The sequence below is a fragment of the Mycobacterium persicum genome (assembly GCF_002086915.1).
GTDB lineage: Bacteria > Actinomycetota > Actinomycetes > Mycobacteriales > Mycobacteriaceae > Mycobacterium > Mycobacterium persicum.
On the sequence record NZ_MWQA01000001.1, the window covers coordinates 5631077 to 5657750 of the forward strand.

Annotated in this window: 26 protein-coding genes; 20 read left to right on the forward strand and 6 right to left on the reverse strand. The window is 68.4% G+C overall.

The window, feature by feature from the left end; genetic code table 11:
* Positions 1 to 1166 (forward strand): hypothetical protein (locus tag B4U45_RS25650; RefSeq protein WP_219859545.1); only part of this gene is annotated, 1166 nt, incomplete at its 5' end.
* A gap of 41 nt (positions 1167 to 1207) precedes the next feature.
* Here B4U45_RS25650 and B4U45_RS25655 read toward each other — a convergent pair.
* Together B4U45_RS25655 and B4U45_RS25660 are read right to left on the reverse strand one after the other, a co-directional pair.
* Positions 1208 to 1408, reverse strand: a complete 201-nt coding sequence (locus B4U45_RS25655; RefSeq protein ID WP_083155748.1) for a hypothetical protein — start codon at positions 1406 to 1408, stop codon at positions 1208 to 1210.
* Between the two features lie 186 nt (positions 1409 to 1594).
* Positions 1595 to 2542: an oxidoreductase gene (locus B4U45_RS25660; RefSeq protein WP_082275415.1), complete on the reverse strand. Its 948-nt coding sequence runs from the start codon at positions 2540 to 2542 to the stop codon at positions 1595 to 1597.
* 9 nt (positions 2543 to 2551) lie between these two features.
* On the opposite strand from B4U45_RS25660, the gene aspS reads away from it, so the two are divergent.
* The 4 genes from aspS (at position 2552) to B4U45_RS25680 (ending at position 7557) form a co-directional block, all read left to right on the forward strand.
* Positions 2552 to 4342: an aspartate--tRNA ligase gene (gene aspS / locus B4U45_RS25665; RefSeq protein ID WP_371687129.1), complete on the forward strand. Its 1791-nt coding sequence runs from the start codon at positions 2552 to 2554 to the stop codon at positions 4340 to 4342.
* 55 nt (positions 4343 to 4397) lie between these two features.
* Positions 4398 to 5453, forward strand: coding sequence for an FUSC family protein (locus tag B4U45_RS25670; protein WP_075547236.1), 1056 nt, complete (start codon positions 4398 to 4400; stop codon positions 5451 to 5453).
* Positions 5454 to 5582: 129 nt separating this feature from the next.
* Positions 5583 to 6533, forward strand: a complete 951-nt coding sequence (locus B4U45_RS25675; RefSeq protein WP_371687143.1) for a transglutaminase family protein — start codon at positions 5583 to 5585, stop codon at positions 6531 to 6533.
* The gene (locus B4U45_RS25680) at positions 6526 to 7557 is read left to right on the forward strand and encodes a zinc-binding metallopeptidase family protein (protein ID WP_075547245.1); all 1032 of its coding nucleotides are present in this window, start codon (positions 6526 to 6528) and stop codon (positions 7555 to 7557) included. Before B4U45_RS25675 ends, B4U45_RS25680 begins: the two co-directional genes overlap by 8 nt.
* A 262-nt stretch (positions 7558 to 7819) precedes the next feature.
* On the opposite strand, the gene B4U45_RS25685 is transcribed toward B4U45_RS25680, so the two are convergent.
* Positions 7820 to 10471: a circularly permuted type 2 ATP-grasp protein gene (locus tag B4U45_RS25685; RefSeq protein WP_075547234.1), complete on the reverse strand. Its 2652-nt coding sequence runs from the start codon at positions 10469 to 10471 to the stop codon at positions 7820 to 7822.
* Between the two features lie 74 nt (positions 10472 to 10545).
* Positions 10546 to 11628 carry a hypothetical protein gene (locus tag B4U45_RS25690; RefSeq protein WP_075547233.1) on the reverse strand — a complete coding sequence of 361 codons (1083 nt, stop codon included), beginning with the start codon at positions 11626 to 11628 and terminating at the stop codon, positions 10546 to 10548.
* A 182-nt stretch (positions 11629 to 11810) separates the two neighbouring features.
* Here B4U45_RS25690 and B4U45_RS25695 point away from each other — a divergent pair, with 182 nt between their 5' ends.
* Positions 11811 to 13151: a replication-associated recombination protein A gene (locus B4U45_RS25695; protein ID WP_083155760.1), complete on the forward strand. Its 1341-nt coding sequence runs from the start codon at positions 11811 to 11813 to the stop codon at positions 13149 to 13151.
* A complete protein-coding gene (locus B4U45_RS25700; RefSeq protein WP_075547231.1) occupies positions 13148 to 13483 on the forward strand; it encodes a YciI family protein in 336 nt (111 codons plus the stop codon). Before B4U45_RS25695 ends, B4U45_RS25700 begins: the two co-directional genes overlap by 4 nt.
* Positions 13484 to 13662: 179 nt before the next feature.
* On the opposite strand, the gene B4U45_RS25705 is transcribed toward B4U45_RS25700, so the two are convergent.
* Positions 13663 to 14286, reverse strand: a complete 624-nt coding sequence (locus B4U45_RS25705) for a hypothetical protein (protein ID WP_075513417.1) — start codon at positions 14284 to 14286, stop codon at positions 13663 to 13665.
* A 172-nt stretch (positions 14287 to 14458) separates the two neighbouring features.
* On the opposite strand from B4U45_RS25705, the gene B4U45_RS25710 reads away from it, so the two are divergent.
* The 12 genes from B4U45_RS25710 (at position 14459) to aroQ (ending at position 24764) form a co-directional block, all read left to right on the forward strand.
* Complete coding sequence (locus B4U45_RS25710; protein WP_183154992.1) at positions 14459 to 14848, forward strand: secondary thiamine-phosphate synthase enzyme YjbQ; 390 nt, start codon at positions 14459 to 14461, stop codon at positions 14846 to 14848.
* Between the two features lie 94 nt (positions 14849 to 14942).
* Positions 14943 to 17648 carry an alanine--tRNA ligase gene (gene alaS, locus B4U45_RS25715; protein ID WP_083155767.1) on the forward strand — a complete coding sequence of 902 codons (2706 nt, stop codon included), beginning with the start codon at positions 14943 to 14945 and terminating at the stop codon, positions 17646 to 17648.
* Positions 17649 to 18161: a Holliday junction resolvase RuvX gene (gene ruvX, locus B4U45_RS25720; RefSeq protein WP_075547228.1), complete on the forward strand. Its 513-nt coding sequence runs from the start codon at positions 17649 to 17651 to the stop codon at positions 18159 to 18161.
* Positions 18154 to 19401, forward strand: coding sequence for an endolytic transglycosylase MltG (mltG, locus tag B4U45_RS25725; RefSeq protein ID WP_083155768.1), 1248 nt, complete (start codon positions 18154 to 18156; stop codon positions 19399 to 19401). Before ruvX ends, mltG begins: the two co-directional genes overlap by 8 nt.
* Complete coding sequence (locus B4U45_RS25730) at positions 19379 to 20203, forward strand: shikimate dehydrogenase (RefSeq protein ID WP_099222651.1); 825 nt, start codon at positions 19379 to 19381, stop codon at positions 20201 to 20203. The genes mltG and B4U45_RS25730 overlap by 23 nt, the downstream gene beginning before the upstream one ends.
* Positions 20204 to 20220: 17 nt before the next feature.
* Positions 20221 to 20655 (forward strand): prepilin peptidase, encoded by a 435-nt coding sequence (locus tag B4U45_RS25735; protein ID WP_075547225.1) that lies wholly within the window; start codon positions 20221 to 20223, stop codon positions 20653 to 20655.
* A gap of 60 nt (positions 20656 to 20715) precedes the next feature.
* Positions 20716 to 20994 (forward strand): type II toxin-antitoxin system Phd/YefM family antitoxin, encoded by a 279-nt coding sequence (locus tag B4U45_RS25740; protein ID WP_075547224.1) that lies wholly within the window; start codon positions 20716 to 20718, stop codon positions 20992 to 20994.
* Positions 20991 to 21401: a type II toxin-antitoxin system VapC family toxin gene (locus B4U45_RS25745; RefSeq protein WP_075547223.1), complete on the forward strand. Its 411-nt coding sequence runs from the start codon at positions 20991 to 20993 to the stop codon at positions 21399 to 21401. Before B4U45_RS25740 ends, B4U45_RS25745 begins: the two co-directional genes overlap by 4 nt.
* A gap of 82 nt (positions 21402 to 21483) precedes the next feature.
* Positions 21484 to 22689 carry a chorismate synthase gene (gene aroC / locus B4U45_RS25750; RefSeq protein WP_075547244.1) on the forward strand — a complete coding sequence of 402 codons (1206 nt, stop codon included), beginning with the start codon at positions 21484 to 21486 and terminating at the stop codon, positions 22687 to 22689.
* A 16-nt stretch (positions 22690 to 22705) separates the two neighbouring features.
* Positions 22706 to 23242 carry a shikimate kinase gene (locus B4U45_RS25755; protein ID WP_075547222.1) on the forward strand — a complete coding sequence of 179 codons (537 nt, stop codon included), beginning with the start codon at positions 22706 to 22708 and terminating at the stop codon, positions 23240 to 23242.
* On the forward strand, positions 23239 to 24327 hold the full coding sequence (gene aroB, locus B4U45_RS25760; RefSeq protein ID WP_075547221.1) for a 3-dehydroquinate synthase: 1089 nt from the start codon (positions 23239 to 23241) through the stop codon (positions 24325 to 24327). The genes B4U45_RS25755 and aroB overlap by 4 nt, the downstream gene beginning before the upstream one ends.
* Positions 24324 to 24764: a type II 3-dehydroquinate dehydratase gene (aroQ, locus tag B4U45_RS25765; RefSeq protein ID WP_075547220.1), complete on the forward strand. Its 441-nt coding sequence runs from the start codon at positions 24324 to 24326 to the stop codon at positions 24762 to 24764. Before aroB ends, aroQ begins: the two co-directional genes overlap by 4 nt.
* Here aroQ and B4U45_RS25770 read toward each other — a convergent pair.
* Positions 24761 to 25513, reverse strand: a complete 753-nt coding sequence (locus B4U45_RS25770) for a B-4DMT family transporter (protein WP_075547219.1) — start codon at positions 25511 to 25513, stop codon at positions 24761 to 24763. The genes aroQ and B4U45_RS25770 overlap by 4 nt on opposite strands.
* Positions 25514 to 25545: 32 nt before the next feature.
* Between B4U45_RS25770 and B4U45_RS25775 the strand changes: the two genes are divergently transcribed.
* Positions 25546 to 26664 carry a M24 family metallopeptidase gene (locus B4U45_RS25775; protein WP_075547218.1) on the forward strand — a complete coding sequence of 373 codons (1119 nt, stop codon included), beginning with the start codon at positions 25546 to 25548 and terminating at the stop codon, positions 26662 to 26664.
* Positions 26665 to 26674: the final 10 nt, after the last annotated feature.

The window sequence follows — 26674 nt, forward strand, 5'->3', positions numbered from 1 at the left end:
ACGCCGGCATCGGCCTCGCGGTCAGCGGCGGCAATGGAGGTGCCGGCGGCAGCGCTTACGGCGTACTCGCAGCAATTGGCGGGGCCGGAGGTGCCGGAGGCCCGGGTACCGGCGGGTTCGGCGGCGACGGCGGAAATGGAGAGAGTCTGTTGGTTGCAGTGGGCGGTGAAGGCGGGCACGCCGGCACGGGCGCCGGGGTCAACGGCGGTCAGGGAGGTGACGGCGGCGACGCCTCCGGCGCACTCGCGGCCTTTGCCGGGGCCGGCGGCGCCGGCGGTCCGGGCACCAGCGGATTCGGCGGTGGCGGCGGTGGCGGCGGCACCGCCGGGAGTCTGTTCGCGGCGGTGGGCGGAGCCGGCGGGCATGGCGGCGATGCTTCCACGGGAGGCGGCGGAGGCGGCGGTAACGGCGGCCTGGGCATCGCCTACAGCCCCGTGGTAGCCGGCGTCGGCATCGGCGGCGACGGCGGGCACGGCGGTGCCGGAACTAGTGGTGGCGACGGCGGTTTCGGCGGTGCCGGCGCTTCTTACGGCATCGCTGCGATCGCCATAGTGCTGGCGGGCGACGGCGGTGCCGGCGGCGCAGCTACCACTGGAATCGGTGGGGCCGGCGGTGGCGGCGGTCTCACTCCTCCTTTCTTCGACATCCTCGGGTTTGGGCTGTTTTACGGCGGCGCAGGCGGGGATGGTGGGGCCGCCAGCGGGATCGGCGGCACCGGCGGCGCGGGAGGCAACGGGAGTAGCGTCACCACGCTTTGGGGCTTCTACGGTGGCGGCGCCGGTGGGGATGGTGGGGCCGCCACCGGAACCGGCGGCACCGGCGGCGCCGGCGGCAACGGCGGCTTTGCGGTTGGGGGTGGGGTCGGGATGGGCGGGGCCGGCGGGCACGGCGGCGCGGCTCCCACCGGTACCGGCGGCGATGGCGGTGCCGGCGCCGACGGCGGCGGCATCATCGGCTCGGGTGGCAACGGCGGCGACGCGGGTAGCGGCGTCGGGGCTGCTAATGGCGGCAACGGCGGCAACGCCGGAATAGCGGCCAACGGCATGTTCGCCCCGTCCGTATACGGCGATGGCGGCAACGGCGGCAACGGCGTCAACGGCGGAAGCGGAGGCAAAGGCGGCAGCGCCGGCACGCTGGGCACCCCGGGAAAGAACGGATCGCCATAGCCGGCCGATAGCCGGCTGAGCGGCAAATGCTGTTACGTGCCCTAGTCGGGGATGTGGTCGGCGACGATGGTGAAGCACGCCGAGTGGATCGAGGCGTGCGACTCTTGAAACAAAACCTCGTGCGTTATCGCGTGTGTGCGGCCGCCCTCGTCGTGACCGAGGACAGCGCCGGCCGCGACGCCCATGGCGGCGATGGCGATCCCGGCTCCGACCGGCTTGAGTCCGATCTTGCGATCCGTCATGTGGTGCTGCTGTTCGCGTGGCTGATGTCGGTGCTGCCTTCGGCGCCGTCCGCCCGAGTAATCGAGCTTCGATGGTGCCCGAAACCCACCGAGTTGCACCAGCTTTCACCGCGACGAAGACGATCGCTTCTTTGACTCGGACGATAACCGAAGCTTATCGCGCGGCGCTTTACGTTGACCGACCGGTCAGCCCGGGCCGTCGCTGGCCGCGGCCAACAGCGGCACCACGACATCGCTGATCGGGGTTGCCAGGCCGTGGACGCGGGCCTTGCGGACGATCACTCCGTTGCGCAAGTCCCATTCCAGGCGCCGATGGGCTTCCCGGTCGGCCAGGATCGAGGTGCCCATGTCCTCGGGGGCAGACCGGAACAGATTCACCATCTCCTCGACCGCGTCGTCGCCGAGCCGGGCACCCTCGGCGCGCGCGACCGTCAGGCATTCGGCGACATAGCGGCGCGACAACGCGGCGACGTCGTCGCGGCGGAACATTCCGGACCGTCGCCCGGACAGCGCCATCAATCCGGCCAGCGCGTTGAGCACGAGTTTGCGCCACAGCACCGTGGTGAAATCGGGGTCGCAGTCCACCCGGGCGCCCGCGTCGCGCAGCAGTTCGGCCACGGCTTCCGCCGTCGGCCCGGTCGGCAGCACCAGTGCGGCCTCGCCGCGCAATCGCACCCAGCCCTCCGGTTGGGTCTCCGCGGAAAACCACACGCTGCCGGGCACGACGGTCGACGACGGGCAGTGCGGCTGCACCTGCTCGACCTGTTCCACCCCGTTTTGCAGGACGGCCACCACGGTGTGCTCGTCGCACAGGCGGGCCAGCCAGTCGTGGGCGTCGTCATTCTGGGTGGCTTTGACCGCCAGGATCACCACCTCGACCGGGCCGGCGACGTCGTCGGGATCTGTGTGTACCGGACCGGGCACCACGATGGGATCCGCGCCGTCGGGCCGCAGTTCGATGCCGCCGCGAGGGGTGTGGCCGCACAACAGCACCCGGTGGCCGGCCGAATGCAGCAGCGCGGCGACCGTCGTGCCGACGGCGCCGGGACCGACCACAGCGATGTTGGAGGCGATGAGCCATAAAGTACCGGGTTCGTTGGCCCGCGGAGGCGGCCATTTAGACTGGGCAGTCATTCCAACCGCGTGAAAGGGAGTCTTGTGCTGCGCAGCCACGGCGCTGGTTCACTACGGGATCGCGACGCCGGGCAGCAGGTGACCTTGGCCGGCTGGGTGGCTCGGCGCCGCGACCACGGCGGTGTCATCTTCATCGATCTGCGCGATGCCTCCGGAGTGGCGCAGGTGGTCTTCCGCGATCCTCAGGTGCTGGCCAAGGCGCATCGGCTGCGCGCGGAATTCTGCATCACGGTCTCCGGCGTGGTCGAGATCCGTCCGGAAGGCAACGCCAACCCCGAGATCGCCACCGGCGATATCGAGGTCAATGCCACCGCCCTGACGGTGCTCGGCGAATGCGCGCCGCTGCCGTTCCAGCTCGACGAGCCCGCGGGGGAGGAACTGCGGTTGAAGTACCGCTACCTCGACCTGCGCCGCGACGGCCCGGCATCGGCAATTCGATTGCGCTCCAAGGTCAATGCCGCAGCCCGCAACGTGCTGGCGCGCCACGACTTCGTCGAGATCGAAACCCCGACGATCACCCGCTCCACCCCGGAAGGGGCGCGCGACTTCCTGGTGCCGGCCCGGTTGCACCCGGGTTCGTTCTACGCTTTGCCGCAGAGCCCGCAGCTGTTCAAGCAGTTGTTGATGGTGGCCGGGATGGAGCGCTACTACCAGATCGCCCGCTGCTACCGGGACGAGGATTTCCGCGCCGACCGCCAGCCCGAATTCACCCAGCTCGACATGGAGCTGAGTTTCGTTGACGCCGAGGACATCATCGCGATTTCCGAGGAGATCCTGACCGCGCTGTGGGAGTTGATCGGCTACCGGATTCCGACGCCGATCCCGCGGATCAGCTACGCCGAAGCCATGCGGCGCTTCGGCTCCGACAAACCCGACATGCGGTTCGGTGTCGAGCTTGTCGAGTGTACGGAGTTCTTCCAAGACACCACATTTCGGGTCTTCCAGGCGCCCTACGTCGGCGCCGTGGTGATGCCCGGCGGAGCGTCGCAGCCGCGGCGGACGCTGGACGGCTGGCAGGAGTGGGCCAAGCAGCGCGGGCACCGCGGGCTGGCCTACGTGCTGGTCGGCGAGGACGGCACGCTGGGTGGGCCGGTGGCCAAGAATCTGTCCGACGGTGAGCGCGACGGTCTGGCCGCCCACGTCGGGGCCCAACCCGGCGACTGCATCTTCTTCTCGGCGGGCCCGGCGAAGTCGTCGCGGGCCCTGCTGGGGGCGGCGCGCAGCGAGATCGCCCACCGGCTCGACCTCATCGATCCCGACGCCTGGGCCTTCGTCTGGGTGGTCGACCCGCCGCTGTTCGAGCCCGCCGACGACGCCACGGCCGCCGGTGACGTCGCGGTCGGCTCGGGGGCGTGGACAGCGGTGCACCATGCGTTCACCGCGCCCAAGCCCGAGTTCGAGGACCGCATCGACTCCGATCCGGGCGGCGTGCTGGCCGACGCCTACGACATCGTCTGCAACGGCCACGAGATCGGTGGCGGCTCGGTGCGTATCCACCGCCGCGACGTCCAGGAGCGGGTGTTCGCGGTGATGGGTCTGGACAAGGCGGAGGCCGAAGAGAAGTTCGGTTTCCTGTTGGAAGCCTTCATGTTTGGTGCCCCGCCTCACGGCGGGATCGCGTTCGGTTGGGACCGGATCACGGCGCTGCTGGCCGGGGCCGATTCGATCCGTGAGGTGATCGCGTTCCCCAAGACCGGCGGCGGCGTCGACCCGCTGACCAACGCGCCCGCGCCGATCACCGCCCAGCAGCGCAAGGAATCCGGAATTGACGCCAAGCCCAAACCGGCTGACCGCGCTTAGGAGACACGCCCGAGGCGGGTGCGCGGCGCATCCCGTCCTGCGGTAAGCAACCCTGATGAGGACTTCGCGGCTTGCCCTGGTGGCTGACGGCGGCCCGGCGGCGGTGCAGCGTCTGCGCGCCGTGGTGTGGCCGATCACCCAGACCTCGGTGGCGGCCGGCCTGGCCTGGTATCTGACTCACGACGTGCTGCACCACCGGCAGCCGTTCTTCGCGCCGATCTCGGCCGTGGTGTGCATGTCGGCGACCAATGTTCTGCGGGCCCGACGGGCGGCGCAGATGATCATCGGGGTGGCGCTGGGGATCGTGCTCGGAGCCGGGGTACACGCCCTGCTGGGCGCCGGACCGACCACCATGGCGGTGGCGGTCTTCGTCGCGCTGTGCGTCGCGGTGCTGAGCGGACGCGGCTTCATCGCCCAAGGCCTGATGTTCGTCAACCAGACCGCGGTCTCGTCGGTGCTGGTGCTGGTATTCGCCGGTACCGCCGGTGTCGTAGCCGAGCGCCTGTTCGACGCGGTGATCGGCGGCGGCTTGGCTCTGGTGTTCGCGGTGTTGTTGTTTCCGCCCGACCCGGTGCAGATCCTGTGCGATGCCCGCGCCGATGTGTTGGCGGCACTGCGCGAGACGCTGGTCGAGGTGGCCGACGTGCTGGATGATCCTTCCCGCGCCGCTCCGGACTGGCCGATGTCGGCCTACGACCGGCTGCATGACCAGCTCAGCAGGCTGGCCGAGGCCCGCACCACCGCGGTCGTGGCCACCCGGGCTCCGCGCCGCTGGATTGCGCGCAACACCCTGCTCGGCATCGAACAACAGTCGGCGCGATTGGCGATGCTGGTCAGCGGCGTGCTGCAGCTATCTCGTGCGGTCACCCGGCTCCACCGGGGACAAGTCCCGGGTCCGCTGCACATCGCCCTGACCGAGCTCTCCGCCGGTATGGCCGTTGCCGACGACGAACCCGCAGCGGCCGGCGCCCATGCCAGCGCGGCCAGAGACCGCGCAGCGGAACTGGAGGCCGGGGCCCGCGACAAGAATCAGGTGGTGCTGGCCGACATCGTGTGCGCCTGCGCCGACGACTTACAGGAGCTGATCGACCTCCCCAGCCCGCGAAAGTAAGGTCTGCCAGCTCCTTCGGGACGGCGTGCTGGTGTTCGGCGATAGGGTGCCGGTGGTGCGGGATTCGTCCCGTGGCCGGCGTGGCGGTCGCGGGTTGGGCGTCGAGAAGTCAGGAGTGAGTTGTTGTCCCTGCCGTTTGATGGGCCTGCTGACGCGCGGTTCGACTCGCCGGCCGTCAAGCGTTATCGAGTCACGCACCGCACCGAATACCGCTACTCCGACGTGGTGACCAGCTCCTACGGCCGCGGGTTTCTCACCCCGCGCAGCTCGCCGCGCCAGCGCTGTGTCGCACACCGGCTGACCATCGATCCCGCCCCCGCCGACAGCTCCACCAGCCGCGACACCTACGGCAACATCAGCTCTTATTTCCATGTCACCGAACCGCACCGGTCCCTGACCATTACCGGCGACTCCATCGTCGACGTGGCGCCGCCGGCATCCGGGCTCTATACCAGCGGTCCGGCGCTGCAGCCGTGGGAGGCCGCTCGGCCGGGTGCGCCGCGCGGTGCGCTGGCAGTCGACTTCGCGCTGGACTTGGACCCGCCGGAGATCACCGACGAGGTGCGAAAGTACGCCGCTCCCAGCTTCGTTCCGGGCCGCCCGTTGGTCGAGGTACTGCGCGAGCTGACGACGCGGATCTATACCGACTTCACCTACCGTTCCGGGTCGACCACCGTTTCCACCAAGGTCGACGAGGTGCTGACTGCCCGGGAAGGGGTATGCCAGGACTTTGCCAGGTTGGCGATCGCCTGCCTGCGCGCCAACGGGCTGGCAGCCTGCTACGTGTCCGGTTATCTGGCTACCGACCCGCCGCCGGGAAAGGATCGGATGATCGGTACTGACGCCACCCATGCCTGGGCGGCGGTGTGGACGCCCCAACAGCCGGGCCAGTTCGAATGGCTGGGTCTCGATCCCACCAACGACCAACTGATCGACGAGCGTTACATCGTGGTCGGCCGTGGCCGTGATTACGCAGATGTGCCGCCGTTGCGCGGCATTATCTACACCAACTCCGAGCACACCGTGATCGACGTCGGGGTCGACGTCGTGCCCTTCGGCGGTGAAGCGCTCGATGCGTGACTTTCACTGTCCCAGTTGCGGCCAGCGCCTGACCTTCGAGAACTCCGTGTGCCTGTCCTGCGGCAGTGCGCTGGGTTTTTCTCTCGACCAGATGGCACTGTTGGTGATCGCCGAGCGCGGCGCCACCGGGCACGCCGGGGCGGTGCCCGCCGAGGAGTATCAACTGTGCGCCAATTTGCACCTCGCCCAATGTAATTGGCTGGTTCCGGTGAACCAGCCCAATGGGTTGTGCACGTCGTGTGCGCTGACTGTCGAGCGGCCCAACGACGTCGACACCGTGGGTCTGGCGGGGTTCGCCCGAGCCGAGGCGGCCAAGCGGCGGCTGATCGCCGAGTTGCACGAGCTGAAGCTGCCGATCGTCGGACGCGACCAGGATCCCGACCACGGGCTGGCATTCCGGCTCTTGTCCAGTGCGCACGAGCAGGTGATCACCGGGCACGCCGACGGCGTCATCACCCTGGACCTCGCCGAGGGCGACGACGTCCACCGCGAACAGCTGCGGGTGGAGATGGACGAGCCGTACCGAACCCTGCTCGGCCACTTCCGTCACGAGATCGGGCACTACTACTTCTACCGGCTGATCGACCCGTCCGGCGACCACCGGGCGCGCTTCACCGAGTTGTTCGGCGACCCGGACGCCGACTACCAGCAGGCGCTGGACCGGCATTACCGTGACGGCGCGCCGCCGGGTTGGCAGGACGGCTACGTGTCGTCGTATGCGACCATGCACCCCGCCGAGGATTGGGCCGAGACGTTTGCCCACTACCTGCACATCCGCGATGCCCTGGACACCGCGGCCTGGTGCGGTTTTGCCCCGGCGTCGGCAACCTTCGACCGGCCGGCATTGGGCCCCAGCGCTTTTCCCGCCATCATCGACATGTGGCTGCCGTTGTCCTGGTCGCTGAACATGGTGAACCGGTCGATGGGCCGCGACGACCTGTACCCCTTTGTGCTGCCGGCCGCGGTTTTGGCGAAGATGCAGTTCATCCACACCGTCATCGACGAATCCGCCGTCAACGGATAACCCATCCGGATTTGCAGGCACGCGGGCTGTTGCGTCGCCAGAGCCAGCCAACCCACATGATGCGCGGTGGAGCGCAGTGTAGCGGTCGCCCGAATGGGGAGAGGCGAATCCCGACCGATGGCTGCTGATTTCCTAACCGGTGCCGGAGCATGTCGGCGCGCGGTTGCGCCATCGCCATCGACCAATCGGCAGGAAATGCTATCCCTTCGCGCGGTCCAGCTTTCGGGATTGCCACTACCCGTTCGATAATGGGACAGGCGAATTAGGCCGGCATCGTCCGCCGTTCCTCGGGCCCCCACAGCTGCTGCATGCCCCCGGGCAGCTTCAACTGTGTCGCGGTGATCACGTCGGCAACGTCGCGCAACGCGGCATGTATTGCGGTCAGCAGGTCGGCCAGATCCGCGCGGCGCCCGTCGACGACGCCCTCCAGCTCGGCTGGATCCGAGCGGCGCAGCCGGATGTTGATCTCGTCGACCATCCGCTCGGGACGCGACGATCCCGACGAGCCGGGAAGGTCCTTGAGGTCGGCCCGCAGCCGCTCCAGCTGATACACCAGCGACCGCGGGTTCTGCGGGTCGAACAGCATCAGGTCGGTGACCGCGGCGACGCTGACCTTGCCCACGGTGCGGCGCCGGTAGCTGACCGAGGACTCACAGGCCTCCAGCGTCGACTCGATGATGGTTTGTTCGGCGGCCACGCCACGAACCGTGGTCAGCGTGTCCGCCAACAGCGCGGTCAGCCAGAGGCCACGCTCGATCCGCTTGCCGATGTCCATCATCGTCCAGCCCGCGTCGCGCACCATCGACTCGGCGGCCACCCCGGACAGCGTCAACATCCCGGCCAGGGTCTGCGCCTGAGCCTCGGCGAGCAGGGCGTCGGCCTCGGCGAGTGACTGCGGCGGGTCCGACCGCAACGCGACGGCGCGCTCGACGCCGGCCAGCACCATCCAGGTGTCGTTGGACAGCTGGTCGCGCACCGCCCTGGCGCACAGCGCCAGCCCTTCCACCGACTGGACTAGGGATCCCGGCCGCTCCAGGTCCACGGTCATCGACCACAGCATCGAGGGGGCGACGGCGATCATCTCGGCGTGGTCGTGAGCGGCCCCGGTGTCGGTTCCGGTGATCTGGCCGAGCGCGGCCATGAGCACCGGCACGCACTCGCTTTCCTCGGTGTGCTGCTGGTGGCGGAAGACGTGATAGCGCTCCCGGGCCACGATCAGCAACCGTGCCATGTTCTCGGCGCGCTCGCCGTAACGCCCCATCCAGAACAGGTCCGAGAGCACCCGCGGGGAGCTGACCGCACGGGTGCCCGCGCCGGTCTTGGCCGGGAGGAGCGACGGCGGCCAGGTGGTGACCGTCACCGCCTCAGCAATCGCCCGCTCTGTCGGCCGCACCCAAACATCCTTTGCTGCAACGGATTTCAGCATGTATGCGGCCGCGCCGGGCGCCAGTACGTAGCCCAGGCCGCCGATCATCGGCGCATAGCCGCCGCGTTGGGCGACCGTGAACAACCGCATGCCGACGCCGGCCGAGGTCAGCATCCCGGCGTGGTCGGTGGGCGCCGAGGAGAACGCCGGCAACTCCTGGCCGAGCCACTGCCACGGCATCGCCTCGACACACGCCGCCAGCTTGGCCAGCTGCCGAGACGAAAGTGCTGGCCCGGCGAGGGTTTTCCTGCCAACCGTGGATCTGACCAGCAGCGAGGAGAGATTGGCCAGCAGGTGTGAGCGTTCACTGGCGATGCCGCCCCAGTAGACCGGAGCTGTCGGCAACAACGGGTCTTCGCCCAGTAAGCGCCGGGCCAGCTCGGGCAGAAACCGCAGCAGGCCGGGGCTTTCCAGGATGCCGCTGCCCAGCGTGTTGACCACGGTCACGGTGCCGCGGTGCTGGGCCTCCACCAGACCGACCACGCCGAGCCGGGAATCGGCGCGCAGATCCAGCGGATCGGCGTAGTCGGCGTCGACGCGGCGCAACACCACGTCCACGCGTTTGAGGGTTCCCAGCGAGCGCATCCACAGCTTGCCGTCGCGCACCACCAGGTCCGCACTTTCCACCAGCGGGAAACCCAACAGCGTCGCCAGATACGCCTGATCGAAGGCCGTCTCGGAATAGATGCCCGGGCTGAGCACCACCACCACCGGGTCTTGGGCGACGTCGGGAGCCGCGTCGATCAACGCCAGCCGCAACGCTTGGGCAAACGGGGTCGTGGGCCGCGGCGCAATCCTTTCGTACAAGTCCGGGATCGCGTGGGCGATCACCCGCCGATCGGCCAGCGCATAACCTGCCCCCGAGGGCGCCTGCGTCCAGTCGGCGTTGACTCGATAGCTGCCGTCGGGCATCCGGCTGAGATCGCAGGCGTGCAGGAAAAGTTGGTGCCCCGGCACCGTGATCCCGTTAGCCGGGCGCACATAACCGGGATGGGCGAATACCAACTCGGCGGGCAGCACGCCCTCGGTGAGCAGGCTGCGGGGTCCGTAGAGGTCCGCCAGCACGGCATCGAGCAGGCGTGACCGCTGCACCAGGCCGGCCTCCAGGACGGCCCAGTCGTCGGCTGACACCACCAGCGGCAGCGTGTCCAGGCGCCAAGGTCCGGGCTCCAGGCCGTGGGCGCCGTGCTCGTCGCGGGTGGAATCGGCCCCCGTGTAGCTGATGCCGTCGTGGTCGATCAGGCTGTGCACGATCGTGCGCAGCCGGTCCAGCCCCCCTCTGCCGCGCTCGGCGACGGTGTCGGCCAGCTCCGTCCAGGCCGGCCGCACCTTCCCGTCGGCGTCGACGAACTCGTCGTAGCCGGTTCCCGGACCGTCACGCAGGTCGAAGAGCGATTGCTGGGCTCGCGCGGTGCGGTAACCGTCCAGCAGGTGGTCGGCATCGGCCACCGCTCGACCCGTTCCCCACGTCACGTCGGCGGGCGCCATTACTGTCGCAACATCAGGGACTGCCCTCGCCTACACAGCGTTCGCTGCGCCGAACCCGCTGGTTCCGGCCGGGCTTATGCGTACTGCTGCCCTGGCGGTGGTGCGGGCGGATAGCCGCCCGGGGGTGCCGACTGCTCGATCGGCACCACCTGGCCACCCGTCAGCTTGCGGTAGGTGTAGACCTGGACCAGCGCGGCAACCGGAACGCCGACAACCAAGCCTACCAAGCATGCGAGTTCGCCGATCAGCACGGCCGCATACTGCACCAGCCAGGACAGCGCGCTGTTTCCGAGTTCGCCCCGAACGGTCGCGATGCTGGCCTTGATCGACTCGATCGGCGACAGGGATCTGTCGACGACGAACGCAATCGCGAATTGGGCGAAGAAAGCCAAGACCAACGGCCCGACAATGGTGCACGACAGCACCATGGCCGCGACGGCCAGCAGGAATGAGGTGAGCACCACAGTGCCCACATTGCGCGGCTTGAAGAACGTTCCGATGCTGACCGGCTTGCCGTCGGCAATGTCGAGGCAGCCCCTGACCAGGCCGGCATGCATGTAGGCCACCACGAAGAACACGGCGATGTAGCCGATGATCGTGAGGATCCAGCCGATCGCGGAAAACTCTGCGGACGTGCTGTGGTAGCTGTAGTCGTACTCGACAACGGTGGTCGACGTTTTTTGCGCGGTCGCGAAGGCGATCGCCAGCGGGATACCGATCACCGCGGTAATCGCCAGGCCGTAGATGACCAGCGGCACGACCAGCGCCGCGACGTTCTTGGTGAACTTGTTCCACGCCCAACTGATCGCTTCGCCCACGTTGAAGCCCGACTTCGGCGGTCCCCCGAAACCCGGCTGAGGCGGGTAGCCCGGCGCAGGTGCTCCCGGCGGGCCATAGCCGGGAGGCGGGGGCGGGGCGCTGTAGCCGGGAGCCGAGTAGCCGCCGGGCGGCGGGCCATAACCGGGTGGTGGGGGAGGCGGTGCGCCGTAACCGGGTGGCGGTGCGCCGTAACCGGGCGGCGGAGGCGCGCCGTAACCCGGCGGCGGCGGCGTGGTCCCGTAACCCGGCGGCGGGGGAGGCGGCGGGTAGCCCGCGGTGCTGTGTTCGCCGCCCTGGGGGTCGGCCGGAGTGCCTGGGTGTTCTGGCGGCTGGCTCATCGCTGTCCTAAGTGGCTGGTCGTTCGCTCTCGCCTGGTATGCGCGTGGAATTAGCAAACCGGAACTTAGCAAATGTGGGCCGGAGGCGCGCGGGTTGGTGGTGCTCCTTTTTCTTTTTCGGGTAGCGACCCGGCGCGTGCGACGCCTCGGCTTCCTCAGTGCTCGCGTGGTATGTCTGAAGCGTGTCCGACGGTCTGTTCGACCTGCCCGGCGCACCGAAGCCGACCGATCATGGCCTCGACGTGTCAGCCGGCGCGCCGCTGGCGGTGCGGATGCGTCCCGCGTCGCTCGATGAAGTCGTCGGGCAGGACCATCTGCTGGCGGCGGGGTCGCCGCTGCGCCGCCTGGTCGAGGGGTCGGGCGTGGCGTCGGTGATCCTCTACGGTCCGCCCGGAAGCGGCAAGACGACGCTGGCAGCGCTGGTCTCGCAGGCCACCGGACGCCGGTTTGAGGCGCTGTCGGCGTTGTCGGCCGGGGTCAAGGAAGTCCGGGCCGTCATCGACGAGGCGCGGCGGGGGCTTCTTGCCGGTGAGCAAACGGTGCTGTTCATCGACGAGGTGCACCGGTTTTCCAAGACTCAGCAGGACGCACTGCTGTCGGCGGTGGAGAACCGGGTGGTGTTGTTGGTCGCCGCGACTACCGAGAATCCCTCCTTCGCGGTGGTGGCCCCGCTGCTGTCGCGATCGTTGATCCTGCAGCTACGGCCGCTGACCCCCGACGACATTCGGATCGTCGTGCAGCGTGCGATCGAGGATCCCCGCGGGTTCGGGGGGCGCATGGTGGTGACGCCCGAGGCCGTCGAGTTGCTGGTGCAATTGGCCGCCGGGGACGCGCGCCGGGCGCTGACCGCGCTGGAGGTGGCTGCTGAGGCCACCGAGCAGGTCACCGTCGAGGCGATCGAACACTCCCTGGACCGGGCCGCCGTCCGCTACGACCGCGACGGTGACCAGCACTACGACGTCGTCAGCGCCTTCATCAAGTCAGTGCGCGGTTCCGACGTCGACGCCGCACTGCACTATTTGGCCCGCATGCTCGTCGCCGGCGAGGACCCCCGGTTCATCGCGCGGCGGCTGATGATTCTGGCCAGCGAGGACATCGGCATGGCCGACCCGACCGCGCTGCAGACCGCGGTCGCTGCCGCTCAGACCGTGGCACTGATCGGCATGCCGGAGGCTCAGTTGACGCTGGCCCACGCCACGGTGCACTTGGCCACCGCGCCGAAGTCCAACGCGGTCACCACGGCCTTGGCCGCGGCGATGGCCGACATCAAGGCCGGCAAAGCCGGCCTGGTCCCGGCTCATCTGCGCGACGGGCACTACTCCGGTGCCGCAGCGCTGGGCAACGCGCAGGGCTACAAGTACTCTCACGACGACCCGGATGGTGTTGTGGCTCAACAGTATCCGCCGGACGAGCTGGTGGGTGTGGACTACTATCGGCCCACCGGTCGCGGTGGCGAACGGGATATGGCCGGCCGGCTGGACCGGCTACGGGCGATCATCCGCAAGAAACGGGGACGGGCATGAAGGTCTTCACCGACGACGAGATGAACCAACTGCTGCCCACCGCCAAGCCCTATAGCGTCGTCATCCTCAAGCAGGGACCGAAGTTCGGTGACGGGGCGGCGCCGGCCATCGTCTGGGAGCACGGGCGCCGCAACTTCGGATTGCGCGACGAGGGTGTGCTGGCGGTGGTGCTGCCGGTCACCGACGGGTCTGACGTCTGCGGCATCGGGGTGTTCGCGGCGACGGTGGACGACACCGCGGCGATCATGAACGATGACCCGGGCGTCGCCGCGGGCGTATTCACCTACGAGGTACACCCTTGCCGAGGCTTTCCGGGTGACGCCCTGCCTTGACGGCAGCGCGGAGGGATCGAGCAGGCATCGAATGTGCATCCGCGGCTTCGAGTGTGCGCGTATGGTTTTCAAAGTGTAACTACGGCGGCCGACGGGCCCTGAACACGCCACCGGCGCACGCTCGACGCCACCGGCGCACGCTCGACGCCACCGGCGCACACTCGACGCCGGGTCAGACGTCAGACCAGCTCAGGTACGCGTAGGTGGGCGATCGCCAGCTCGAACTCGGCCACGTCAAGCACCTCGGCGCCCAATTCGCGGACCCGCCTGCTGCGCAACTCGGTCGCCTGGTCGCGGTTGCGGGCCATCGCGTCCATCGTGTCGAACGTGGTGCATGACACTGCGCGCCGGCAGGCGGGATGGTCAACCATCAGGCTGGCACTGCAGAACCCGTCCAACCCCTCCATCTCGGGCAACACATGCATGCCGTAAAAGTCCAGCGATCGCTCGATCTGATCGGGCACCACCTTGAGCCAGGTGGCCCGCACGCATGCTCCGGGATGCGAGTGATGGTCGCGGTGCAGCATGGCGATATTCCATTCCTCGACCCGCGCGTTGCCGGAGAACATCATCGCGGCCCGATCCCGGACGGGAGCGACCCGCTCGGCGCTGGCGCGCATTGCCTCCAGGGTCTCCCAGGCGCTGGTGGCGATGCAGGTACCCGACTGTCGGTCAACCAGCAGCGACAACCCGACATATCCGTTGATCGCCTGCAGAGCGGGCATCACGACATCGCGAACGTGCGCGATTCCAATGTCGACCGACAAGGGTTGTGCCTGGATGGTGGTAGAGCGTGCGTACACGATCGGCCCCTCCTATGTCGGGGCGGCGCCCCGGTGGCGCCACCGGTCTCACCGAATACCTTCCTCCTACCGAACAGCCGTGGCAATAAAATCTTGGGCCCCTCCTCCGATCGTCACTTGGATCGCCGGGCCGTGAAATCCGTCCCGGTAGGCTAGGCGGGTGGATACCGATGTGCTCGACGTTGACACCGCGCGTCGCCGCATTGTCGATCTCACCGACGCGGTGCGCGGCTTCTGCGCGTCGCACGGTGACGGGTTGTGCAACGTGTTCGTTCCGCATGCGACGGCCGGAGTCGCGATCATCGAGACCGGCGCCGGCTCGGACGATGACCTGGTCGACACCCTGGAACGACTGCTGCCGCGCGACGACCGCTATCGGCATGCGCACGGATCTGCCGGTCACGGCGCCGACCACGTGCTGCCGGCCCTGGTTGCCCCGTCGCTAACGGTGCCGGTCGCGGGCGGCGAGCCGCTGCTGGGTACCTGGCAAAGCGTCGTTCTGGTCGACCTGAACCGGGATAATCCGCGACGCTCGGTGCGTTTGAGTTTTGTGAAAGGCTAAGCCGGGCACCAAGCGTTCTCTGGAAAGCCGTCTAATAGACCGGCGAATAGGCTGGTATTGAATCCGACCGAGGAAACTTAGGGAAGCGACCACAGTGCAGACACACGAGATCAGGAAACGGTTCCTCGATCATTTTGTGAAGGCCGGTCACACCGAGGTGCCCAGCGCATCGGTGATCCTCGACGACCCCAATCTGTTGTTCGTCAACGCCGGCATGGTCCAATTCGTGCCCTACTTCCTGGGACAGCGCACACCGCCGTACCCCACGGCCACCAGCATCCAAAAGTGCATCCGCACCCCCGACATCGACGAGGTGGGCATCACCACCCGGCACAACACCTTCTTCCAGATGGCCGGCAATTTCTCGTTCGGCGACTACTTCAAGCGCGGGGCGATCGAACTGGCCTGGTCGCTGCTGACCAACGCTGTTGCCGCCGGCGGATACGGGCTGGACCCGGAAAGGCTTTGGGCCACAGTCTATCTCGACGACGACGAGGCCGCCGGCCTGTGGCGGGAAGTCGCCGGTCTGCCGCCCGAGCGGATCCAGCGCCGCGGCATGGCCGACAACTACTGGTCCATGGGCATTCCCGGGCCGTGCGGGCCGTCATCGGAGATCTACTACGACCGCGGTCCCGACTACGGGCCCGAAGGCGGGCCGATCGTCAACGAGGACCGCTACCTCGAGGTGTGGAACCTCGTCTTCATGCAGAACGAGCGCGGCGAGGGAACCACCAAAGAGGACTACGAGATCCTGGGTCCGCTGCCCCGCAAGAACATCGACACCGGCATGGGGGTCGAGCGGGTCGCGCTGGTATTGCAAGACGTGCACAACGTCTACGAGACCGACCTCCTGCGACCGGTCATCGATGCCGTCGCCGCGCGCGCCTCGCGCCCCTACGACGCCGGAAATCACGCCGACGACGTGCGGTACCGCATCATCGCCGACCACAGCCGCACCGCAGCGATCCTGATCGGCGACGGTGTAAGCCCCGGCAACGACGGCCGCGGCTACGTGTTGCGCCGGCTGCTGCGCCGTGTCATCCGGTCGGCCAAGCTTCTCAACATCGATACCCCGATCGTCGGCGAACTGATGGCCACCGTGCGCGACGCGATGGGTCCGTCGTATCCCGAACTGGTCAGCGACTTCGACCGGATCAACCGCATCGCCGTCGCCGAGGAGACGGCTTTCAATCGCACGCTGGCGTCGGGTTCCAGGCTGTTCGACGAGGTCGCCGGCACCACCAAAGCCAAGGGCGCCACGGTGGTTTCCGGTGCGGACGCCTTCACCTTGCACGACACCTACGGCTTCCCGATCGAGCTCACCCTGGAGATGGCGGCCGAATCCGGGCTGGCGGTCGACGAGAGCGGCTTCCGCGAGCTGATGGCAGAGCAGCGTCGCCGAGCCAAGGCCGACGCAGCCGCGCGCAAACACGCGCACGCCGACCTCACCGCCTATCGGGAACTGGTCGACGCCGGACCCACCGAATTCACCGGATTCGACGAACTTGCCTCGGAGGCACGAATCCTGGGCATCTTTGTCGACGGCAAGCGGGTTCCGGTCGTCGCCCACGGCGACGCTGTGGCGGCCGATCGGGTGGAGTTGGTGTTGGACCGCACCCCGCTGTACGCCGAGTCGGGCGGCCAGGTCGCCGACGCCGGCGCCATTAGCGGAACCGGCTCGGGGGCCAGCGCCCGCGCGGCCGTTACCGACGTGCAGAAGATCGCCAAAACCCTTCACGTGCACCGGGTTAACGTGGAGTCCGGGGAATTCGTCGAGGGCGACACCGTGATCGCCGCGGTGGACTCTGGCTGGCGCAAAGGCGCCACGCAAGGTCACTCGGGGACCCACATGGTGCACGCCGCATTGCGACAAGTGCTGGGGCCCAACGCGGTTCAGGCCGGCTCGCTGAACCGACCGGGCTATCTGCGGTTCGACTTCAACTGGCAGGGGCCGCTCACCGAAGACCAGCGGACCCACATCGAAGAGGTGACCAACGAAGCCGTGCAGGCCGATTTCGAAGTGCACACCTTCACCGAGCAGCTCGACAAGGCTAAGGCGATGGGCGCGATGGCGCTCTTCGGCGAAAGCTACCCCGACGAAGTCCGGGTCGTCGAAATCGGTGGGCCGTTCTCGCTGGAGCTGTGCGGGGGCACCCACGTCGAGAGCTCGGCGCAGATCGGGCCGGTGACCATCCTGGGCGAATCGTCGATCGGCTCCGGGGTACGCCGGGTGGAGGCCTACGTCGGGCTCGACTCCTTCCGTCACCTGGCCAAGGAGCGCGCCCTGATGGCGGGGCTCGCTTCGTCGCTGAAGGTGCCCTCCGACGAAGTCCCCACGCGAGTGGCCAACCTGGTGGATCGGCTCAAGGCCGCCGAGAAGGAGCTGGAACGCGTCCGGCTGGCGAATGCGCGGGCAGCCGCGGTCAACGCCGCCGCCGGCGCCGAACGCATCGGTAACGTCCGGGTGGTGGCACAGCGCATGTCGGGCGGCATCACCTCGGCCGATTTACGTTCCCTGGTCGGCGATATCCGCGGCCGGCTGGGCAGCGATCCGGCGGTGATCGCGCTGATCGCCGAAGGCGAGAACGACAGCGTGCCCTATGCCGTCGCCGCCAATCCGGCCGCCCAGGACCTGGGGATCCGCGCCAACGAGTTGATCAAACAGCTGGCCGTGGCCGTCGACGGCCGCGGCGGCGGCAAGGCCGACCTGGCCCAGGGCTCCGGAAAGAAACCGGCCGGCATCGACGCCGCGCTCGACGCGGTCCGCTCCGAGATCGCCGCGATAGCCCGGGTCGGTTGAGTGAGCGCCCCACTTCACCGCCAGCCCGACCGGCCCGGCGACTCAGACCCCGGACCGGGACGACGCCTCGGCATTGATGTGGGAAGCGTGCGGATCGGTGTGGCGTGCAGCGATCCTGACGGCATCTTGGCCACTCCCGTGGAAACAGTGCGCCGCGACCGCTCCGGCAAGCACCTGCGCCGGCTGGTGGCGCTGGCCGCCGAACTGCCGGCCGTCGAGGTGGTGGTCGGACTGCCGCGCACGCTGGCCGACCGCATCGGCCCCGCCGCCCAGGATGCGATCGACCTGGCCGATGCGCTGGCACAGCGCATTGTCCCGATACCGGTGCGGCTTGCCGACGAGCGGCTGACCACCGTGAGCGCGCAGCGATCACTGCGCCAGGCGGGCATTCGGGCCAAAGACCAACGTGCGGTGATCGACCAGGCGGCCGCCGTGGCAATCCTGCAGGCGTGGCTGGATCAACGCCGCAGTACCGCGCCCGGACCGGTAACCGGGAACGTGGCCGATGGCTGAGGACGTCGACCGTCAGCGGGCCGAGCCGGTGGCGGTGGGGCCGCACCGGCACCGGATGAGCAGAGCAGACCGGCGCAAGCGCAGCCACAGCCGCAGAAGACGGCGGCGCATCTTGGGCGGATTGGCCTTCAGCGTGCTGGTCGCGGTCGTGGCGACGGCCGTGATTTTCGGCGGCAAGCTCTGGCACCTGATGCTGGGCGCCGGAAACGACTACACCGGAACCGGCAAGCGCGACCTCGTGATTCAGATCGAGGCAGGCGACTCGACCACGGCGGTCGGGGAGACGCTGTACAAGCACGGCGTGGTGAAAACGGTTCGGGCGTTCGTCGACGCCGCGCACGGCAACGAGGCGATTTCGTCGATTCAGCCCGGCTACTACCGGATGCGCACCGAGATTCCGGCAGCCAACGCGGTCGCGCGGCTGGCCGACCCGAAGAGCAGGGTGGGCAGGCTGGTCATCCCGGAAGGACGTCAGCTCGACGACACCACCGACATGAAGACCAACGTGGTGACCCCCGGAATCCTCACGTTGATCTCGCGGGCGACGTGTGTGGATCTCGACGGGAACAAACACTGTGTTGCGGTGGCCGACCTGCGTGCCGCGGCAACCAAGAACACCCCGGCGATGCTCTCGGTGCCGCCGTGGGCGGTTGAGCCGGTGATCGAGCTCGGCGATGACCATCGCCGCATCGAGGGGCTCATCGCGCCGGGCACCTTCAACGTCGATCCGTCGGCCTCGGCGGGCGCCATCCTGTCGTCGCTGATCAGCGCCGGCGCCGTCGAATACGCCAAGGCGGGTTTGGTGGACACCGCCACGTCGCTGGGCCTGTCACCCTACGACATCCTGGTGGTGGCCTCGCTGGTACAGCAGGAATCCAGCGTCCAGGATTTCCCGAAGGTGGCGCAGGTCATCTACAACCGCCTGCACGAACACCGCACGCTGGAGTTCGACTCCACCGTGAATTACTCGCTGGATCGCCGGGAAGTGGCCACCAGCGACGCCGACCGCGCGCTGCGCACGCCGTGGAACACCTACATGGCCGAGGGGCTGCCGGCGACCGCGATCTGCTCGCCCGGGGTGGACGCGCTGCACGCAGCCGAACATCCGGCACCCGGGGACTGGCTGTATTTCGTCACCATCGACTCTCAGGGCACGACGCTGTTCACCCGGGATTATCAGCAGCATCTGGCCAACATCGAACTGGCTAAACACAACGGTGTCCTCGACAGCACCCGCTAGAAAAGCCAGGAAAGCCGGGGTTCTCGGTTCGCCGATCGCCCACTCCCGGTCCCCGCAACTGCACCTGGCCGCCTATCGCGCGCTGGGTCTGAACGACTGGACCTATGAGCGCATCGAGTGCACGGCCGAGCAATTGCCGGCCGTGGTCGGCGGGTTCGGGCCGGAGTGGGTCGGCGTATCGGTGACCATGCCGGGCAAGTTCGCCGCCCTGCGGTTCGCCGACGAGCGAACCGCCCGCGCCGAGCAGGTTGGTTCGGCCAACACGCTGGTGCGCACGCCGCGCGGGTGGCGGGCCGACAACACCGACATCGACGGGGTGACCGGCGCTCTCGGCGCGGCTTCCGGAGACGCGGTGGTGCTGGGGTCCGGCGGCACCGCCCCGGCCGCGGTCGTCGGGCTGGCCCAACTCGGCGTCACCGGCATCACCGTGGTGGCACGCAATCCCGGGAAAGCGGCCCGTCTGGTCGACCTGGGAAGGCAGGCCGGCGTGACCAGCCGGTTCTGCGCCCTGGACGACGCCGGGTTGGCCGACCAGGTCGCCGCCGCGCAAGTGCTGGTCAGCACGCTGCCGGCGGACGTAGCCGCGCGCTACACCCCGACGTTGGCCGGCGTCCCCGTCCTGTTGGACGCGATCTATCACCCGTGGCCCACACCGCTGGCCGCTGCGGTGACGGAGGCTGGCGGCCGGGCGATCAGTGGACTGCAGATGCTGCTGCATCAGGCGTTCGCTCAGGTGGAGCAATTCACCGGGATGCCCGCGCCTCGTGAGGCGATGACTTGCGCATTGGCGGAGCTGGACTAGCGTGCCCCGAGATGTGGATGGGCACGCTGGGGGCGGCGGTTGCGCTGTGGATGGGGGCGCTGTGCGGCTACGACGTTCGGGAGCGGCGGTTACCTAACGCGTTGACCGTGCCCGGGGCCGCGGTGATCCTGCTCGGCGCGCTGGTTGCGGGCCGGGGCGTGCCGGCGCTGGCCGGCGCGGCCGCGTTGGCCGGGGTGTACCTGCTGGTGCACCTGGTCACCCCGGCGGCGATGGGCGCCGGTGACGTCAAGCTGGCGTTCGGCGTGGGCGGGTTGACCGGCTGCTTCGGTGCCGACGTGTGGTTTCTGGCGGCGCTGGCGGCGCCGCTGCTCACGGCGGTGTGCGGCCTGGTTGCCCGGATTATCGGCGGCGCCGACAGCGCCGCCACCTTGCCGCACGGCCCGTCGATGTGTCTGGCCACCGCCGGCGCACTGGCACTGGTAGTGATGTGAGCTGGGGGTTGCGTGCGCCCAACCGGATTTGTAGCACATTGAGTGCTACCATGGGTAGCCGTGGAAGTGATTGGGGTCCGAGAGCTCCGGCAGCACGCATCGCGGTATCTCGCCCGGGTGGAAGCTGGCGAGGAACTCGGCATCACCAATAACGGGCGGCTCGTCGCCCGACTTGTTCCGGTGCGGGCGGCAGAGCGTTCTCGCGAAGCCCTGATCGAATCAGGCACCGTGATTGCGGCCCCACGCCCGCAGAACCTTTTCGAGGTGACAGCAACACCGGCGCCGGATCGCAAGCGCACTCTGTCCGATGTTCTCGACGAGATGCGCGACGAGCAGTGATTTACCTGGATACGTCGGCTCTGACCAAATTGCTCATCGCTGAACCGGAGACGGCCGATCTGCGCAGCTGGCTGACTTCGCAACGAGAACAGGGCGAATTCGCGGCGACGAGCGCACTCGGACGAGTCGAGTTGATGAGAGTCGTTGCCCGGTACGGGGACCCGGCCCACGTCGAACGTGCACGCTACCTACTGGACGGGCTCGATATTCTTCCGCTCACCGCGCCGGTGATGAATCTCGCCGAAACGATCGGCCCGGCCACCCTGCGCTCGCTCGACGCGATTCACCTCGCAGCGGCCACGCAGATCAAGCGGGAGCTGACCGCGTTTGTGACCTATGACCGCCGTTTGTTGGCCGGCTGCCTCGAGGTCGGGCTGATCATCGCATCGCCCGGCGCAGTCCGCTAGTCGTCGGAACCGACAGTTGTCGGCGACATACGGCCTCCAGCCGGTCAGCGAGCACACCGCGTCCACATGGGAAGATGTTCGGGTGTTGCGCTGGATCACCGCGGGCGAGTCCCATGGCCGGGCGTTGGTGGCCGTGGTCGATGGCATGGTCGCCGGAGTAAACGTCACCTCGACCGAGATCGCCGATCAGCTGGCCCGCCGCCGATTGGGCTACGGCCGCGGCGCCCGGATGACCTTCGAACGGGACGCGGTGACCGTATTGTCCGGCGTGCGCCACGGCAGCACGCTGGGCGGGCCCATCGCCATCGAGATCGGCAACACCGAATGGCCGAAGTGGGAAACCGTGATGGCCCCCGATCCCGTCGACCCGGCGGAGCTCGAAAACAGCGCCCGCAACGCGCCGCTCACCCGACCCCGCCCGGGCCACGCCGACTACGCCGGCATGCTCAAGTTCGGCTTCGACGACGCCCGGCCGGTGCTCGAGCGCGCCAGTGCCCGTGAGACCGCCGCTCGGGTGGCCGCCGGAACCGTCGCGCGGCAGTTCCTCAAACAAGCGCTGGGCGTCGATGTGCTGTCCCATGTGATTTCCATCGGCCCGTCGGTGCCCTACGACGGCCCGCCGCCCGGGCCCGAACACCTGGCCGCCATCGATGCCAGCCCGGTCCGCGCATTCGGCAAGGCTGCCGAGCAAGCCATGATCGCCGAGATCGAAGCGGCCAAGAAAGACGGCGACACCCTGGGCGGCGTGGTGGAGGTGGTGGCGCTGGGGCTGCCGGTGGGGGTGGGATCGTTCACCAGCGGCGACAACAGGCTCGACAGCCAACTCGCCGCGGCCGTGATGGGCATTCAGGCGATCAAGGGTGTGGAGATCGGTGACGGGTTCGAGACCGCGCGCCGCCGCGGCAGCCGCGCCCACGACGAGATGTACCCCGGGTCCGACGGTGTGGTCCGCTCTACCAACCGGGCCGGCGGGCTGGAAGGCGGGATGACCAACGGCCAGCCGCTGCGGGTGCGCGCCGCGATGAAGCCCATCTCCACCGTGCCGCGGGCACTGGCCACCGTCGACCTGGCCACCGGCGACGAGGCGGTCGCCATTCACCAGCGCTCCGACGTGTGCGCCGTACCGGCCGCCGGAGTGGTGGCCGAGGCGATGGTGGCGCTGGTGCTGGCGCGCGCGGCCCTGGAGAAATTCGGCGGCGATTCGCTGACCGAAACCCGCCGCAACATCGAGGCCTACCAGCGCGCGGTCGCCGACCGCCAGTTACCGGCCGCCCGAGTGTCGGGATAGCCAGGTAGGTAATCAGATGGCACCAATAGCAGTACTCGTGGGACTGCCCGGATCCGGCAAGTCCACCATCGGCCGGCGGCTGGCCAAAGCCCTCGGGGTCGGTCTGCTCGACACCGACGCAGCCATCGAGCAGCAGACCGGGCGCAGCATCGCCGACATCTTCGCCGCCGACGGGGAGCAGGAGTTCCGGCGCATCGAGGAAGACGTGGTGCGCGCGGCACTTGCCGACCACGACGGAGTGTTGTCGCTGGGCGGCGGCGCGGTCACCAGCCCGGGCGTGTGTGCGGCCCTGGCCGGCCACACCGTCGTCTACTTGGAGATCAGCGCGGCCGAAGGGGTGCGGCGCACCGGCGGCAACACCGTGCGGCCGCTGCTGGCCGGGCCCGACCGGGCCGAGCGGTACCGGGCCCTGATGGCCAAACGGGTTCCGCTGTACCGCCGCGTCGCCACCATCCGGGTGGACACCAACCGCCGCAACCCCGGGGCGGTGGTGCGCTACATCGTCTCGCGGCTGCACACGCCCAGTCAGACACCTACTCAGGCGGCAACATGACCGAAACCGGCACGTCCGCGACGGTGCATGTTGCCGTCGACCCGCCCTACCCGGTGGTGATCGGCACCGGCGTTCTCACGCAACTGGACGAGTTGCTGGCCGGCCGGCACAAGGTCGCCATCCTGCATCAACCCGTGCTGGCCGACACCGCCGAGGCCATCCGCAACCGCCTGGCCGACAAGGGCATCGACGCACACCGTATCGAAATACCCGACGCCGAGGCCGGCAAGGACCTGCCGGTCGTCGGATTCATCTGGGAAGTGTTGGGCCGCATCGGACTCGGCCGCAAAGACGCTCTGGTCAGCCTCGGCGGGGGAGCCGCCACCGACGTCGCCGGCTTCGCGGCGGCCACCTGGTTGCGTGGCGTGTCGATCGTGCACGTGCCCACCACGCTTTTGGGCATGGTGGACGCGGCCGTCGGCGGCAAGACGGGCATCAACACCGATGCGGGCAAAAACCTGGTCGGGGCGTTTCACCAGCCGCTTGCCGTGCTCGCCGACCTGGCGACGCTGCAGACCTTACCGCACAACGAAATCGCCTGCGGGATGGCCGAAGTCGTCAAGGCCGGGTTCATCGCGGACCCGGTGATCCTGGACCTCATCGAAGCCGACCCGGAGGCTGCCCTGAACCCGAAGGGCGAGGTGCTGCCGGAGCTGATCCGCCGGGCGGTCCTCGTCAAGGCCGAGGTCGTCGCGGTCGACGAGAAGGAATCCGAGCTGCGCGAAATCCTCAACTACGGCCACACGTTGGGCCACGCGATCGAGCGGCGGGAGCGCTACCGGTGGCGGCACGGCGCCGCGGTGTCGGTCGGGTTGGTGTTCGCGGCCGAGCTCGCCAGGCTTGCCGGACGGCTGGATGAGGCCACCGCGCAACGCCATCGCACGATCTTGTCGTCGCTGGGGCTGCCGGTCAGCTACGACCCGGACGCGCTGCCGCAGTTGCTGGAGATCATGTCCGGCGACAAGAAAACGCGGGCCGGTGTGCTTCGGTTCGTGGTCCTGGACGGACTGGCCAGGCCGGGGCGGTTGGTGGCGCCGGACCCGGGACTGCTGGTGAGCGCCTATGCGGGAGTCTGTGCCACATGAGTGTGACGGTGAACGTGATCAACGGTCCGAACCTGGGCCGGCTGGGCCAGCGCGAGCCCGCCGTCTACGGCAGCACCACCCACGCTGAGCTGGCCGCTCTGATCGAACGGGAAGCCGCCGAACTCGGACTCAAAGCCGTTGTGCGACAAAGCGATAGCGAATCTCAACTATTGGAATGGATCCATCGGGCCGCCGACGCCGCAGAACCGGTGATTCTCAATGCCGGCGGCCTGACGCACACCTCGGTGGCATTACGCGACGCCTGCGCGGAATTGAGCGCACCCCTGATCGAGGTGCATATCTCCAATGTCCATGCCCGCGAGGAGTTCCGGCGGCACTCCTTCCTCAGCCCGGTCGCCACCGGTGTGATCGTCGGCCTCGGTGTCCAGGGCTACCTGCTCGCCCTGCGCTACCTGGCGAACACCGCCGAGCGCTAGTCCGGTTTGGGCTTGTGAACGGGGTTGGTCTGGTCGTCGTCGAGACGGATCGCCTCGGTGTGTGCTTCAGAGTCGCTGGTGGGGATCGTCTCGGTGGGCGCCTCGGACTCGCCGGTCCGGATCACCTCGGTCGGTGACTCGTGCTCTGCGGTGGCGATCGTCTCGGTGGGTGCTTCGCGTTCGACGGTGGCAACGGCGGTGGGGGCGGTGGCCTGCGCCTGCGCCCCTGGGGCCTGGATCTCTCCGGTCGGTGTCTCGTCGGCGCGCACCGCGGAGAATACGTCGGTATCGCCACGACCCCTGGATCCGTCGTGCGCGGGGGGTGGGGGCGCGTTGCGGTCGATACGCCAGCGGGCGACGGCCACCCCGGTGATCGCGAACAGGAACACGATGAGCGCGGTGAAGGCCGCAAACGTCGTCAGCTCGTTGATCAGACCGCCGGCGTAGACGCCGTTGTAGAAAACGGCGATGAGCCAGGTCACCGCGCCGCTGAGCACTCCGGCGGCCAGGCCGGCCAGCAGCCAGGTCATGGCCAGGTCTTGGCGGCGGTCGGGGTCCGGATTGGCTTTGGCGTCGGCGTTTCCGTCGACGAGCCCCCACACCACGACGGCGATGATGTACAACGCGAGAAGCACCATGCTGATCAATCCGGCCTGAGTCTGCCAGGCGTTGATCAGCGCCCCCTGAAAGAGACGTAGAACGACCATCGCGGCGGCGAACACCAGTCCGCGCAGCATCCAGTTAGTCATGGGAGTTCAGCGTAGCTGTACCGTCAACGGTCGTGACACATTCCCAGCGTCGACACAACCTGAAAGCCAAAATCGTTGCCGCCGGACTGGATGCGTTGCTGGTCACCGACCTGATAAATGTCCGATATCTATCCGGTTTCAGCGGCTCCAACGGCGCGTTGCTGGTGTTCGCCGACGAACGCGAAGCGGTGTTGGCCACCGACGGCAGGTACCGGACTCAGGCTGCCCAGCAGGCCCCCGACCTCGAGGTGGTCATCGAGCGGGCGCTCGGCCGTCAGCTGAGCTGCCGGGCGGCCGAATGCGGCGTCGGCAGGCTGGGTTTCGAGAGCCATGTGGTCACGGTGGACGGTTTGGATGCCCTGACGGCCGGTCTGCAGGACACCAATACCGAGCTGGTCCGGGCTTCCGGGACGGTGGAGACGCTGCGGGAGGTCAAGGATGCCGGTGAGCTGGCATTGCTGCGGCTGGCCTGCGAAGCGGCCGACGCCGCGCTGACCGACCTGGTGCGGCGCGGCGGTCTGCGCCCGGGACGCACCGAGCGGGAGGTAGCCCGCGACCTGGAAGCGCTGATGTTCGATCACGGCGCCGACGCGGTGTCGTTCGAGACGATCGTGGCGGCCGGACCGAATTCGGCCATCCCGCACCACCGCCCCACCGACGCGGTGCTGGCCACGGGTGATTTCGTCAAGATCGACTTCGGCGCGCTGGTCGCCGGCTATCACTCCGACATGACCCGCACCTTCGTGCTGGGCAAGGCGGCCGACTGGCAGCTGGAGCTCTACCAGCTGGTCTCCCAGGCGCAGCGGGCCGGTCGCGAGGCGTTGCGCCCGGGTGCCGAGCTGCGTGAGGTCGACGCCGCCGCGCGCCAGTTGATCACCGACGCGGGTTACGGCGACAATTTCGGCCACGGTCTGGGACACGGCGTTGGCCTGCAGATACACGAAGCGCCGGGCATCGGGGCGACATCCGCCGGTACACTACTTGCGGGCTCCGTGGTGACCGTGGAGCCCGGCGTCTATCTACCCGGCCGCGGCGGTGTCCGCATCGAGGACACATTGGTAGTGCCCTCCAAGACGCCAGGCGCCTCAGAAACCGCCGGACAGACCCCGGAATTGTTGACCCGGTTCCCCAAGGAACTGGCCATTTTGTAGGAGATTTAGC